11 protein-coding genes are annotated in these 13,671 nt (G+C 33.6%); 5 read left to right on the top strand and 6 right to left on the bottom strand.

Annotation, left to right across the window (positions count from 1 at the left end):
• Positions 1-42: 42 nt before the first annotated feature.
• From ilvN to ACM55G_RS13415, 5 genes are all read right to left on the bottom strand, one after another.
• On the bottom strand, positions 43-564 hold the full coding sequence (gene ilvN / locus ACM55G_RS13435) for an acetolactate synthase small subunit (RefSeq protein ID WP_379858263.1): 522 nt from the start codon (positions 562-564) through the stop codon (positions 43-45).
• Between the two features lie 4 nt (positions 565-568).
• Complete coding sequence (gene ilvB, locus ACM55G_RS13430) at positions 569-2,263, bottom strand: biosynthetic-type acetolactate synthase large subunit (protein ID WP_416844450.1); 1,695 nt, start codon at positions 2,261-2,263, stop codon at positions 569-571.
• A gap of 148 nt (positions 2,264-2,411) precedes the next feature.
• Positions 2,412-4,085: a dihydroxy-acid dehydratase gene (ilvD, locus tag ACM55G_RS13425; protein ID WP_416844449.1), complete on the bottom strand. Its 1,674-nt coding sequence runs from the start codon at positions 4,083-4,085 to the stop codon at positions 2,412-2,414.
• Positions 4,086-4,351: 266 nt separating this feature from the next.
• Positions 4,352-5,467, bottom strand: a complete 1,116-nt coding sequence (gene leuB / locus ACM55G_RS13420; protein ID WP_416844448.1) for a 3-isopropylmalate dehydrogenase — start codon at positions 5,465-5,467, stop codon at positions 4,352-4,354.
• A 30-nt stretch (positions 5,468-5,497) separates the two neighbouring features.
• A complete protein-coding gene (locus ACM55G_RS13415; protein WP_416844447.1) occupies positions 5,498-6,673 on the bottom strand; it encodes a 2-isopropylmalate synthase in 1,176 nt (391 codons plus the stop codon).
• Positions 6,674-6,827: 154 nt separating this feature from the next.
• Between ACM55G_RS13415 and ACM55G_RS13410 the strand changes: the two genes are divergently transcribed.
• Positions 6,828-8,372, top strand: coding sequence for a hypothetical protein (locus ACM55G_RS13410; protein WP_416844446.1), 1,545 nt, complete (start codon positions 6,828-6,830; stop codon positions 8,370-8,372).
• A gap of 353 nt (positions 8,373-8,725) precedes the next feature.
• Here ACM55G_RS13410 and ACM55G_RS13405 read toward each other — a convergent pair whose 3' ends face one another.
• Complete coding sequence (locus ACM55G_RS13405) at positions 8,726-10,702, bottom strand: alpha-ketoacid dehydrogenase subunit alpha/beta (protein ID WP_416844445.1); 1,977 nt, start codon at positions 10,700-10,702, stop codon at positions 8,726-8,728.
• Between the two features lie 172 nt (positions 10,703-10,874).
• On the opposite strand from ACM55G_RS13405, the gene ACM55G_RS13400 reads away from it, so the two are divergent.
• The 4 genes from ACM55G_RS13400 (at position 10,875) to ACM55G_RS13385 (ending at position 13,584) form a co-directional block, all read left to right on the top strand.
• Complete coding sequence (locus ACM55G_RS13400) at positions 10,875-11,825, top strand: isopenicillin N synthase family dioxygenase (RefSeq protein WP_416844444.1); 951 nt, start codon at positions 10,875-10,877, stop codon at positions 11,823-11,825.
• A 139-nt stretch (positions 11,826-11,964) separates the two neighbouring features.
• Positions 11,965-12,294: a translation initiation factor gene (locus ACM55G_RS13395; RefSeq protein WP_035672460.1), complete on the top strand. Its 330-nt coding sequence runs from the start codon at positions 11,965-11,967 to the stop codon at positions 12,292-12,294.
• A 66-nt stretch (positions 12,295-12,360) separates the two neighbouring features.
• Entirely contained in the window at positions 12,361-13,227 is an 867-nt protein-coding gene (locus tag ACM55G_RS13390; RefSeq protein WP_416844443.1) for a nucleoside phosphorylase, read from the top strand.
• Positions 13,228-13,362: 135 nt separating this feature from the next.
• Complete coding sequence (locus ACM55G_RS13385; protein WP_416844442.1) at positions 13,363-13,584, top strand: hypothetical protein; 222 nt, start codon at positions 13,363-13,365, stop codon at positions 13,582-13,584.
• Positions 13,585-13,671: the final 87 nt, after the last annotated feature.

Here is a 13,671-nt window from a genome sequence, read left to right as displayed (position 1 = left end):
TGATTGCTGCACTAACATTATCTAGTGTTACTGCAATGAATTCTATTTAAGCTCTTCTAATAACGTTGATATTTCCATTTTTTCTTTGGAAACAGATATTCTTCCTGAACGTACAAATTGCATGATTCCGAAAGGTTTTAATTTCTCATATAGTTCTTCAATCTCAGAGCGTCTCCCTGATTTTGAAATTACAAAAAAGTCTCTTGATACGGTAACAATTTCTGAATGACTCTCTTTGATGATATTTTGTATTTGTCTTTCGTCAAATAACAAACTCGAATTTATTTTGAACAAAGCGCTTTCTAAGAAAATAGTTTCTTCATCAACATGATAAAAGGCTTTGATTACTTCGATTTGTTTTTCTATTTGGCCTACAATATTTTGCACCCACTTTTCAGTTGTGTCCACTACAATGATGAATCTGGAAACGTTTTCAATTTCTGATTCGGATACATTTAAACTTAAAATATTGATATGGCGTTTCAAGAATATTCCTGATATTCTGTTTAATAAGCCAACGTTGTTTTCTGAATAAACAGAAATGGTGAATGTTTTATTTTCCATAATATTAACTTAATCTCATCTCCGAAACCGATGCTCCTGTTGGAATCATTGGGAATACATTATTTTCTTTTTCTACCATAACTTCCAGGAAGTACGATTCTTTTGAAGCCATCATTTCGGCAACGGCAGCATCTAAATCTTCTCTTTTGGTTACTTTTTTGGCCTTAATATAATATCCTTCAGCAATCGCTATAAAGTTAGGGTTGGTCATTTCTGTAGAAGCATATCTTTTGTCAAAAAACAATTGTTGCCACTGACGCACCATTCCTAAAAATTCGTTGTTCAACACTACAATTTTTACAGGAACCTTAGTTTGAAAAATAGTTCCTAATTCCTGAATGGTCATTTGAAAACCACCATCACCAATAATAGCTACTACTTCACGTTCTGGCATTCCCATTTTGGCACCAATTGCAGCTGGTAACGCAAATCCCATGGTTCCTAATCCACCAGAAGTAACATTACTTTTTGTAGAATTGAATTTGGCATAACGACAAGCAAACATTTGGTGTTGTCCCACATCCGAAACCATAATCGCATCCCCTTTTGAGTGCTTATTGATCATTTCGATAGTTTCACCCATAGAAATTCCTTCTTTCTTAGGTTTTAACTCCTCATTGATAACCGCTTCCAATTCAATTTTATACATCTCCTTGAATTCGTTGTGCCAAGATTCATGTGTATTACTTTTAATAAAAGGAAGTAAAGCCGTCAGCGATTCTTTGACATCAGCTAAAACAGCTACAGTCGTTTTTACATTTTTATCTATCTCTGATGGATCAATTTCAAAGTGAATTACTTTGGCTTGTTTTGCATAAGTAGCTAAATTTCCTGTAACACGATCATCAAAACGCATTCCAAGGGCAATCAAAACATCACATTCGTTAGTCAACAAATTAGGACCATAATTACCGTGCATTCCTAACATTCCCACATTTAACGGGTGATCTGTTGGCAATGCCGAAAGTCCTAAAATAGTCCATGCGGCAGGAATTCCTGATTTTTCAACTAATGCTTTTAATTGTTCTTCCGCTTCGCCAAGGATAATTCCCTGACCAAAAACGATATATGGTTTTTTTGCATTGTTGATTAGTTCCGCAGCTTCTTTTATTTTTTCAATATCTAAAGTTGGTTTTGGATTGTAACTTCTAATGCTAGTGCATTTTTTATAACTAAATTCAATTTCGTCAAATTGCGCATTTTTTGTAATATCAATCAATACGGGACCCGGACGACCTGATTTTGCAATAAAAAAGGCTTTTGCAATGATTTCTGGTATTTCATGTGCTTCGGTAATTTGATAATTCCATTTGGTAACCGGAGTCGAAATTCCGATAATATCTGTTTCCTGAAATGCATCTGAACCTAATAAATGTTTTCCTACTTGACCAGTAATACAAACCATTGGAGTAGAATCAATTTGAGCATCAGCAATTCCGGTTACAAGATTTGTTGCTCCAGGGCCTGAAGTCGCAATGGCAACTCCAACTTTTCCTGTTGCTCTTGCAAATCCCTGAGCTGCATGAGTTGCGCCTTGTTCGTGACGTACTAAAACATGCTGTAATTGATCTTGAAATTTATATAATTCGTCGTAAACAGGCATTATGGCACCTCCTGGATAGCCATAAACCAAGTCTACTCCTTCTTCTAATAAGCATCTAATAACGGCTTCTGCGCCTGATATTTTCTTTGTTCCCATGGGTACGTTTATTTTTTTCTCTTCCCTCCCGAACTTCGGGATTCTCCAAAGGAAAGGGTGCCGAGATTGATATAGTATTCCTATTTTTTATTTTTAAAATAAAAGTCCAAACTTACTTGTTATTTCCCTTACGGGAGAGTTAGGAAAATTATTTATCGGTAACACATCCTTCAGAGGCACTGGAGACCGAACGCATATATTTAAGTAAAACTCCTTGTTTAATTGGTGATACAGGTTGAATCCAGCTGGCTTTACGTTTTGCAAATTCTTCGTCAGATATTTTCATATTTATCGTGTTTTTCACAGCATCAATTGAAATCACATCACCGTTTTGTATTAAAGCAATTCCTCCACCTTCATAGGCTTCTGGAGTAACGTGTCCTACTACGAATCCGTGAGACCCTCCAGAAAATCGTCCGTCAGTAATTAAAGCGACAGTACTTCCTAAGCCAGCTCCCATAATGGCAGATGTTGGTTTAAGCATTTCCGGCATACCTGGACCTCCTTTTGGACCACAGTACCGAATAATAACCACATTTCCTGGTTTTACTTCGCCTCCTCTAATTCCTTTAATTACATCGTGTTCGTTTTCATAAACTACTGCTGTACCTTCAAAAAATTCTCCTTCTTTACCACTAATTTTAGCCACACAACCTTCTGAAGCTATGTTTCCATATAAAATCTGAATATTTCCAGTAGCTTTTAACGCTTTTTGGATTTCATGAATTACGTCTTGTCCATCATTCAAATCAGGAACTGAAGCTAAGTTTTCCGCAATTGTTTTTCCCGTTACCGTTAAACATTCACCGTGTAAAAGTCCTTCTTTCAATAAATATTTCATTACTGCCGGAACGCCACCTACATTATGTAAATCTTCCATTAAGTATTTACCACTTGGTTTCAAGTCAGCAAGCAATGGTGTTTTATCACTAATATCTTGGAAATCTTTTAATGTAAGATCAACTCCTACTGCATGTGCCATTGCAATTAAGTGCATAACCGCATTAGTTGAACCTCCTAAAACAGCCACTATTGTAATCGCATTTTCAAATGCTTTACGAGTCATAATATCTCTAGGCTTAATATCTTTTTCCAGTAATATTCTGATTGCTTTACCAGCATCAGCACACTCTTGTTTTTTTTCTGGACTCAAAGCAGGATTAGAAGAACTGTACGGTAAACTCATCCCTAAAGCTTCAATCGCTGATGACATTGTATTGGCAGTATACATACCACCACAAGCACCTGCTCCTGGACAAGCATTTTGTATCACACCTTTAAAATCTTCAGGTGTAATAGTGTTGTTGAATTTTTTTCCTAATGCTTCAAAAGCAGAAACAATATTCAAATCCTCCCCTTTCCATTTTCCAGGATGAATAGAACCTCCATATACCATAATAGAAGGGCGATTTACTCTACCCATAGCCATTAAAGCTCCTGGCATATTTTTATCACAACCTGGAACAGCGATCATACCATCATACCATTGTGCTCCCATAACAGTTTCGATAGAATCTGCAATTACATCCCGAGAAACTAAAGAAAAACGCATTCCATCATTACCATTTGAAATACCATCACTAACACCAATAGTATTAAAAATCAAACCAACTAAATCTTCTTTCCAGACACCAGTCTTAATATCTTTAGCCAAATCGTTTAAGTGCATATTACAAGGGTTTCCATCGTAACCCATACTCACAATTCCTACCTGCGCTTTTTTAAGATCTTCTTCAGTTAATCCAATTCCGTACAACATGGCTTGAGAAGCTGGTTGTGTTTCATCTTGGGTGATTATTTTGCTGTATTTATTTAATTCCATTATATGATTGTTTCTGTATTTTTTAAATTTATTCCAAAAAAAAACCTTCCAAAATAATTGGAAGGTTTTAAATATTTTTTTAATTATATCTATAACATTCCTACTGCATATGTGATTACCACATTGACATTAATAATTGAAATAATAGTTATGATTTTCATTTTTTTTATTTGCTTCAAAAGTATGAAAAACAAATAGAACAAAAAATAGAATCTTAAAATTATAAGCACTTTTCAATTATTAAATGCATTCTGATCATTGTTTTGTTAAACAATAGTCGATTGTCCTATTTGTACATTATCACTTTTAAAATATAAATCGTCTTTACTTAAAATGACATTCGAAATAAAGTCTCCAACTTCATTGGTACCAAATTTTGAATCTGCTTTCAAATCTATTGTCACCACATTGTATTCAATCGCTTTTTCTACTGCTTCATATACTTTTTTGGCTTCTTTATGAAGTCCAAAATGTTCTAAAAGCATTGCTGCTGATAATATGGAAGCAATTGGATTTGCTATATTTTTTCCTTTTACTTGCGGATAAGAACCATGAATTGGTTCAAAAAGCGCATTTTTATTTCCTAATGACGCCGAAGCCAACAATCCTATAGAACCTGTAATGACACTCGCTTCATCAGATAATATATCCCCAAATAAATTTTCAGTCAAAATGACATCAAATTGTTTTGGATTTAGAATAATTTGCATCGCAGCATTATCAACAAAAAGAAAATCTAACACTACATCAGGATAATTTTCGCTAACTTTTTTCACGACTTTTCTCCATAATCGAGAAGTTTCAAGCACATTGGCTTTATCCACCATCGTTACTTTTTTGCGTCTGTTTTGTGCGGTTTTAAAAGCCAAATGCGTAATTCGGGTGATTTCTTCTTCTGAATATTCGCATAAATCAGAAGCGATTGTACCAGCATCGTTCAATTTTTTATCTCCAAAATAAATACCTCCGGTAAGTTCTCTGAAAATAATAAAATCAGCACCTTCGATTATCTCTCTCTTTAAAGGAGAAGAATCTAATAATGACTTATATGGTTTTATAGGTCTGATATTTGCAAAAAGACCTAATTCTTTTCTCAATTTTAATAATCCTTGCTCAGGGCGTACTTTAGCACTAGGATTGTTGTCGTATTTTGGATCTCCAATAGCGCCAAACAAAACTGCATCCGTATTAAGACAAAGATTAAGCGTTTGTTCAGGAAGAGGCTTTCCAGTTTTATCTATACCAACAGCCCCAATAAGAGCATCTTCAAAAATAAATTCATGATCATATACTACACCAATAGCATATAAAGCTTTCTTTGCCTGTAAGGTCACCTCTGGCCCTATTCCGTCTCCCGGCAGTACTGCTATTTTTAAATTCATGGTTTAGTTTTTTAACAAATAGTGCTTTGATTAGCTTCTTATTAAATCACTTTGTATTTTACAAGCTTCAATAATTTGATGAATATCATCATCTACAACTTCTTTTTTGATATCGGCAAATTTCAAGAACTCAATATAAACTTCATCCAATTGTACTTTGGTAAGTTCATATCCTACTTTTTTTGCTCTGTATGCTAATGCTGCTCTACCACTTCTTGCTGTAAGAACTATTGAAGACTCATTGACACCAACATCCAAAGGATCCATGATTTCATAAGTTGCTCTGTTTTTAATCACACCGTCCTGATGAATTCCTGAACTGTGTGCAAAAGCATTCGCGCCAACAATCGCTTTATTTGGTTGCACCATCATTCCCATACTTTCAGAAACCAAACGACTCATTTCGTTCAACTGCTTCGTATTAATATCAGTATATAAATTTAAATAAGGATGTTGTTTGAAAATCATTACAACTTCTTCAAGTGCAGTGTTTCCGGCTCTTTCTCCTATTCCATTTATGGTACATTCTATTTGTCTCGCTCCGTTTACAGCACCTGCGATAGAATTGGCTGTTGCCATCCCTAAATCATTATGGCAATGACAAGAAAGAATAACATTTTCAATACCTTTTACATTTTCTCTTAGGTATTTTATTTTGGCACCGTATTCTTCCGGTAAGCAATATCCGGTTGTATCAGGAATATTAAGTACTGTAGCCCCTGATTTTATCACTTCTTCGCAAACTCTTGCCAAGAAATCATTGTCAGTTCTACCGGCATCCTCAGCATAAAACTCTACATCTTCAACATACGATTTGGCATGTGAAACTGCAAATTTTGCTCTGGCAATAATATCTTCTCTGGTAGTATTTAATTTATGTATTATATGTGAATTTGAAGTTCCTATTCCAGTATGAATACGGGGTTTTTTGGCATGTTTTAAGGCAGCTGCAGCAACATCAATATCATTTTTTACTGCTCTGGTTAAACCACAAACAGTTGCATTTTTTACAATCTTACTAATTTCAGAAACAGACAAAAAATCACCTGGACTAGAAACAGGAAAACCAGCTTCAATAATGTCAACACCCATTTCGTCTAAGCGATTGGCTATAACGAGTTTTTGATTGGTATCTAATTTACATCCTGGGACCTGTTCTCCATCTCGTAAAGTGGTATCAAAAATTTGAACTTTCTCTCTATTCATTTTCATTTATTTAATGTAATTTCACATCTCGATAACAAATTTATATTTCATTACTTTAATATAAAACTCATTTTAACGAAATATACTGCTTATAAAGAGAATTAATACTTTGTAAGTGATTGATTTACATATAATTAAGGCGCAATATATTACAATGGCTAACCATCAAAAAGATTTCTTATTTGTATTAATAAAATCCCTTTCAAAGTCTGAAAAAAGACAATTTAAGATTTTTGCGAGTCGACTCGAGACAAGTTCAAATACAAAATTCATCGAATTATTCAATATTTTAGATAAATCAGATGCATATGATGAGAAGCTTATTTTAAAAAGTGATATTATCAAAAAAGTACAATTATCCAACTTAAAGTCCTATTTGTACAAACAAATTTTAGTGAGTATTCGATTGAATATTCCGAGTCAAAATATTCGGTATCAGCTACGAGAACAAATTGATTTTGCAGCTATATTGTACAATAAAGGTTTATACAAACAAAGCTTAAAAATATTAGACAAAACAAAGATTTTGGCATTAGAAAATGACGAAAAACTCATGGCATATGAGATTGTAGAATTCGAAAAACTAATTGAATCACAATATATTACCCGAAGTATTCAAGGACGAGCCGATGAGTTGGTTATTCAGGCCAAGGAGTTGAATTATCGGAATACAATATCCAGTAAATTATCTAATTTATCCTTGCAACTGTATGGTATTATGCTCAAAACAGGTTATGTAAAAAGTGACGAGGAATATAAATATATAGATGACTATTTCAACAAACACATTTCTAAATTCGACGAGAAAAAATTCGGATTTCGGGAAAAATACTGGTTTTACAATGCTAATCTTTGGCATAGTTTTTTAGTACAGGACTTTTTGGCCAGCTATAAATATGCCTATAAATGGGTTAATCTTTTTTATGACAATCCCAATATGATCTATCTAAATCCGGTATTTTTCCTCAAAGGGAATCATTATTTGCTGGAGTCTTTATATATGCTTAAATACAAGTCAAATTTTAAAAAATATTTGGTTTTATTAGAAGAAACTATTAGTGATCCTCGTTTTCCAGTGAATGATAATATTGCTTCTTTATCATTCTTGTATCTGTATAATAACAAATTAAATTATCATCTTTTAGAAGGTACTTTTGCCGAAAGTGAGTATTTAATTCCTGAAATTTTAGAAAAATTAAAATTACACAGTGAGCATCTTGACGAGCATCACGAAATGTTGTTTTATTATAAAATTGCATCCATTTATTTTGGTAACGAAAAATACAATGAATGTATCTTTTATTTGGAGAAAATCATAAACAACAAAAATCTAACGATGCGGGAAGATTTAATGTGCTTTTCTCGAATTCTTTGTCTGATAGCTCATTATGAATTAGGAAAAGATTATTACTTGGAAAATCAGTTAAAAAACACCTATAAGTTTTTATTAAAAATGAATGATTTGCATGAGGTTCAAAAGGAAATCATGCGATTCATGAAAAACTTAAACTCCATTTATCCTAGTGACATCAAAAAAGAGTTTGTAAAAATGAGGGAACGATTTATTGAATTAGAAAAAAACACTTACGAAAAAAGAGCATTTCTTTATCTTGATATTATCTCTTGGCTGCAAAGCAAAATCGAAAACCGCAAAATTAGTGATATTATTAAGGAAAAAGCCAAACTGAGTAATAGATAATTTCATCATTAAGCATTAACTAAACTTGAAAAACCTAAAAAACCTAAAAAACCTTAAAAGAAGTACTAAAAAACGCTTCATATCGGCACTAAAAAAAAACAATGTATTAGGAATAGCTTTGATTAAGGAAAAATTTATGGAACTGAAGTAAATTTGCCATTGAAAAAATAAAAGTTTAATTTTATAAGTCACTTAAATTCAAGCTTATGAATAGTTTCTTTAAAACAATACTGGCAGGTTTCGGTGCCAAGCAAATGGGCTGTGGCTGTTTCGGAACAGTTATTATTTTTATAATTATCTATTGGTTATTAGGTTATCTTTAGAATAAAAACTATAAAATAACCTAATCCCATTTAATATTTCAAAAGTTGTTTCAAATCATTTTCGAATCTGCCTTTCGGTAAATATTGATCTTCCAACGCTTTTGTAAATGGAATCGGCGTGTCTAAACTCGCAACACGTTTAACAGGCGCATCTAGATATTTGAAACAATTTTCCATTATCATTGCCGAAATATCGCTCGCAATTCCACCAAACATAGAATCTTCCTGATAAATGATTACTCTTCCTGTTTTCTTTACCGAATCAAAAATTGCTTCAGTATCCAAAGGTTGCAAGGTTCTCAAATCCAATAAATCAGCTGATATTTCAGGGTTTTTTGCTAAAGTATCCAAAGCCCAATGCACCGCTGCTCCAAACGAAATAATCGTAACCTGATTCCCTTCTTTCAACAAAGCCGCTTTTCCTAATGGAATGGTATAATAATCTTTTGGTACATCTTGGTAAACGCTTCTGTATAATTGTTTGTGTTCAAAGAATAATACAGGATTTGGATCATTGATTGCAGTATTTAACAGTCCTTTCGCATCATACGGAAATGCCGGATAAACCACTTTTAGTCCCGGCGTTTTAGTAAACCAAGCTTCATTGGTTTGCGAATGAAAAGGCCCGGCTTGTGTTCCTCCACCGCAAGGCATTCGGACAACAACATCTGCTTTTTCTAACCAACGATAATGTGATTTGGCTAATAAATTCACAATTGGATTAAAACCTGTCGAAACAAAATCAGCAAACTGCATTTCCACGATCGCTTTGTATCCATTAATCGATAATCCCATTGCTGCCGAAACTACTGCACTTTCACAAATTGGAGTATTGATGACACGCTCTCTACCAAACTGCGCTACAAAACCATCTGTGATTTTGAAAGCACCTCCATATTCAGCGATATCCTGACCCATGATTACTAAATTTTCATGGCGTTCCATAGATTGCTTCAAACTGGTTGAAATGGCATCTATAAAACGAATATTTTCTTTTTCATATGAAGGGTTAACTAACTCAAATACATACGGTTTATAAACATCATTTAGTTCTTCTATTAAAGTAGCTTCTATTTCTGGTTCGGCATTGGCAACAGCCAAACCTTCATCAATGGCTGCCTTTATTTCAGTGTGTAAAGCAGTATCAAAATCGGATGTAAGAACTCCGTTTTCTGCCAAATATCTTCTATAATTTTCTACAGGATCTTTAATCGCCCACATGTCCATTAACTCTTGTGGAACATATTTTGTCCCACTCGCCTCTTCGTGCCCACGCATTCGGAAAGTTTTGAATTCTAATAAAACAGGACGTGGATTTTCTTTCATCGAAGCTTTCAATTCGGATAATAAATTAAACACTTCCAGAATATTATTACCATCAATAATATGGCTTTCCATTCCGTATCCTTTTCCTTTATCGGCTAGGTTTTCGCAACGGTATTGCTCATTTGTAGGTGTCGAAAGTCCGTATCCATTATTCTCTATTACAAATAGTACCGGCAATTCCCAAACCGAAGCTATATTCAACGCTTCATGAAAATCGCCTTCACTGGTCGCTCCTTCACCCGTAAAAACGGCGGTAATTTTTCCGTTTTTCTTGAGTTTATTGGCCAACGCGATTCCGTCTGCAACTCCTAATTGAGGTCCCAAATGCGAAATCATTCCTATAATCTTGTATTGCTGTGTTCCAAAGTGAAAACTTCGATCACGTCCTTTTGTAAAACCATTAGCTTTACCTTGCCATTGCGAAAAAAGTCGGTACAATGGAATGTTTCTTCCTGTAAAAACGCCTAAATTTCGATGCATTGGCAAAATATACTCATCAGAATCTAAAATTGCCGTGACTCCCACAGAAATAGCCTCTTGGCCAATTCCAGAAAACCATTTGGATACTTTTCCTTGGCGAATAAGGATCAACATTTTTTCTTCGATTAGTCTTGGTTTCAATATTCGCTTATATAAATCTAATAATTGATTGTCAGTAAGATTTTTTCGGTCAAAAGTCATTTTTTTAGTTTTATTGCAGTGTTCAAAGATAAAAAAATATAACAGTTTGATTTTATTTTGTTATATTTTTTTAATTTGTTTGTGATTTTTAAAATCCAGATAGAAAATTATTCTTTACATTTGTATGTGCAAGATTTTAAAAACTTGTAAGTTATAAAAAATATTTAAAAGTATGCAAAACATTCCTAGTGTTGACTTGCGTGATTTCCTTTCGGACGACCCGAAACGTAAACAAAAATTTGTAAATGAAATCGGAAGTGCATTTGAAGATATTGGCTTCGTAGCACTCAAAGGGCACTTTTTAGACGACCAACTGGTTGATGAATTGTATGGTGAAATTAGAAATTTTTTCGCTTTACCATTAGAAACAAAACGCAGCTATGAAATTCCTGGAATTGGCGGACAAAGAGGCTATGTTTCTTTTGGAACGGAGCATGCCAAAGGCAGAAAAGAAGGCGATTTGAAGGAGTTTTGGCACTTTGGACAATATGTATCCAAAGATTCCAAATATGCTTCAGAATATCCTGAAAACGTTGAAGTAAAAGAATTGCCACGTTTTAATGTGGTTGGTAAAGAAGCGTATCAAATGTTGGAAAAAACAGGTGTTTATGTCCTGAGAGCTTTGGCTTTACATCTTGGTTTGGATGAATTTTATTTTGACATCTATGCCAAAGACGGAAATTCAATTTTAAGACCTATTCATTATCCACCCATTACTTCTGAACCTGCCAATGCGATTCGTGCCGCTGCTCATGGCGACATCAACTTGATTACTTTATTGATGGGAGCGCAAGGAAAAGGATTACAAGTCCAAAATCACGATGGTGAATGGATTGATGCTATTGCTGAACCCGATGAATTAGTAATTAATGTCGGTGATATGTTATCGCGCCACACCAATAACAAGTTGAAATCTACGATTCATCAAGTGGTAAATCCACCAAGAGAATTATGGGGAACTTCGCGTTATTCTATTCCGTTTTTTATGCATCCGGTGAGTGATATGAAATTAGATTGTTTAGAGAACTGTATTGATTCAGAACATCCAAAAAAATTCGAAGATATTACCGCAGGAGCTTATTTATATGAACGTTTAGTAGATTTGGGACTTATTAAAAAATAAAACTTAAATTTACGTCAAATACTAAAAGACATTGAGTGTATGCTTAATGTCTTTTGTTTTTTACTCTTTAGAAATTAAGAAAATAAACTTCCTATTCTTAATTTTTAAAGAGTTTTAAATAAAAATTAATTTTAAAATTATGGACTTAAAAGACCAATTAAAAAACCTTTTTCCGGATCACGAACCATCACCTGAGGAAGCAATTGAAGAAGTTGCACACGAATTATATGTTCAAAAAGAACCTATGATCTGCAAATTCGAAAAACGAAAAGGAAAAGCTACCACTATAATTGAAGGTTACGAAGGAACAGACGAGGATTTTAAAATTCTGGCAAAAGAAATCAAAACCAAATTAAGTGTTGGTGGAACTTTCAAGGATGATTCCATCATTATACAAGGTGATTATCGGGATAAAATCATGACTATTTTAAAAGAAAAAGGCTTTAAAGTAAAACGCGTTGGAGGGTAGAAAAAGTGTTCAGTAATTAGTATTCAGTTGAGCAACTTGAAACATTAAACCTTAAACAAAAAAAGAATGATACAATCATCAGAATTAATATTAAATCCAGATGGAAGCGTCTACCATTTGAATTTAAAACCGGAGCATATTGCGCAAGATATCATCTTTGTAGGGGATCAAAATCGGGTCGAAAAAATCACACAGTTTTTTGATAGTATTGAATTTTCTACTCAAAAAAGAGAATTTAAAACGCAAACCGGGATTTTCAAAGGGAAACGAATTACCGTGATGTCAACAGGAATTGGTCCAGATAATATTGATATTGTCATGAATGAATTAGATGCTTTGGTTAATATTGATTTAAAAACGCGTCAACCAAAAGAAAAGCTGACTTCATTGAACATCATCCGTATTGGAACTTCGGGTTCTTTACAAGCTGATATTCCTGTGGATAGTTTTGTGCTGTCTAAATTTGGATTAGGTTTGGACAACATGCTCCGCTCCTATTTGATTGATGAAGTTTCGAATATTGAAATGGAAGATGCTTTTGTAAAACACACCAATTGGGATTTGCGAAAAGGAAAGCCGTATGTGATTTCGTGTTCTTCGACATTGGAAAAAATGATTGAAAGCGAAAAAATGCACAAAGGAATTACTGCTACAGCCGGAGGTTTTTACGGCCCACAAGGCCGTGTTTTGCGTTTAAATATTCAAGATGAAACATTAAATTCTAAAATGGATAATTTTAAATTTGGTGACAATCAAATTACTAATTTAGAAATGGAAACCGCTGCTATATATGGACTTTCGGCTCTTTTAGGACATAATGCATTGTCATTAAACGCTATAATTGCCAATCGGGCTTCAGGAACTTTTAGTGAAGATCCCTATAAAGCGGTCGATGAATTGATTTCGTATACGCTGGATAAACTGAGTAAATAGCTTTTGATTTAAGAATGTAGATTAACGTTTTTTGATCTCTCATTTATATAACTATGAACTTACGAATTGCTAGACAAACCGGAAATTTAGAAAATAGAATATTTTTATATTAATATTCTTGGTTTTGAACGTCTTATGGGTTTTCAAAAACATAACAATTATGGTCATATTTTAATATTCTATCCTGAAACTGTTTTAGAATATAACAGCCTCATAAATAATGTTTTAGAAATAAACATTTCAATCGTAACTTTAAAAAATTCATATTGGAATAATACCCAAGTTTTAGGCGGAAAAATGTTTCTTGATCCTGATGAATTCCGAATTGTTATTTCTGATTTGAAAGCAAAAGGGTGATAATTATTGATTGACTATTTCAAAAACTCGATTCGACTTTAAACCTGAAATATTTAGTTTTTAAAACTACCTTTGCTTTTACAACAA

Source organism: Flavobacterium algoriphilum, assembly GCF_048158655.1.
Classification (GTDB): Bacteria; Bacteroidota; Bacteroidia; order Flavobacteriales; family Flavobacteriaceae; genus Flavobacterium; species Flavobacterium algoriphilum.
The sequence above is the reverse complement of the archived record's forward strand: the minus strand, read 5'-3'. Positions and strand labels throughout refer to the sequence as shown.

Bases quoted from the DNA above. Each gene is read 5' to 3' on its own strand.
- ilvB (WP_416844450.1), bottom strand. From the start codon at position 2,263: ATGGGAACAAAGAAAATATCAGGCGCAGAAGCCGTTATTAGATGCTTA.
- ACM55G_RS13390 (WP_416844443.1), top strand. From the start codon at position 12,361: ATGATACAATCATCAGAATTAATATTAAATCCAGATGGAAGCGTCTAC.
- ACM55G_RS13415 (WP_416844447.1), bottom strand. From the start codon at position 6,673: ATGAATAGAGAGAAAGTTCAAATTTTTGATACCACTTTACGAGATGGA.
- ACM55G_RS13385 (WP_416844442.1), top strand. From the start codon at position 13,363: ATGGGTTTTCAAAAACATAACAATTATGGTCATATTTTAATATTCTAT.
- leuB (WP_416844448.1), bottom strand. From the start codon at position 5,467: ATGAATTTAAAAATAGCAGTACTGCCGGGAGACGGAATAGGGCCAGAG.
- ilvD (WP_416844449.1), bottom strand. From the start codon at position 4,085: ATGGAATTAAATAAATACAGCAAAATAATCACCCAAGATGAAACACAA.
- ACM55G_RS13410 (WP_416844446.1), top strand. From the start codon at position 6,828: ATGGCTAACCATCAAAAAGATTTCTTATTTGTATTAATAAAATCCCTT.
- ACM55G_RS13395 (WP_035672460.1), top strand. From the start codon at position 11,965: ATGGACTTAAAAGACCAATTAAAAAACCTTTTTCCGGATCACGAACCA.
- ACM55G_RS13405 (WP_416844445.1), bottom strand. From the start codon at position 10,702: ATGACTTTTGACCGAAAAAATCTTACTGACAATCAATTATTAGATTTA.
- ACM55G_RS13400 (WP_416844444.1), top strand. From the start codon at position 10,875: ATGCAAAACATTCCTAGTGTTGACTTGCGTGATTTCCTTTCGGACGAC.
- ilvN (WP_379858263.1), bottom strand. From the start codon at position 564: ATGGAAAATAAAACATTCACCATTTCTGTTTATTCAGAAAACAACGTT.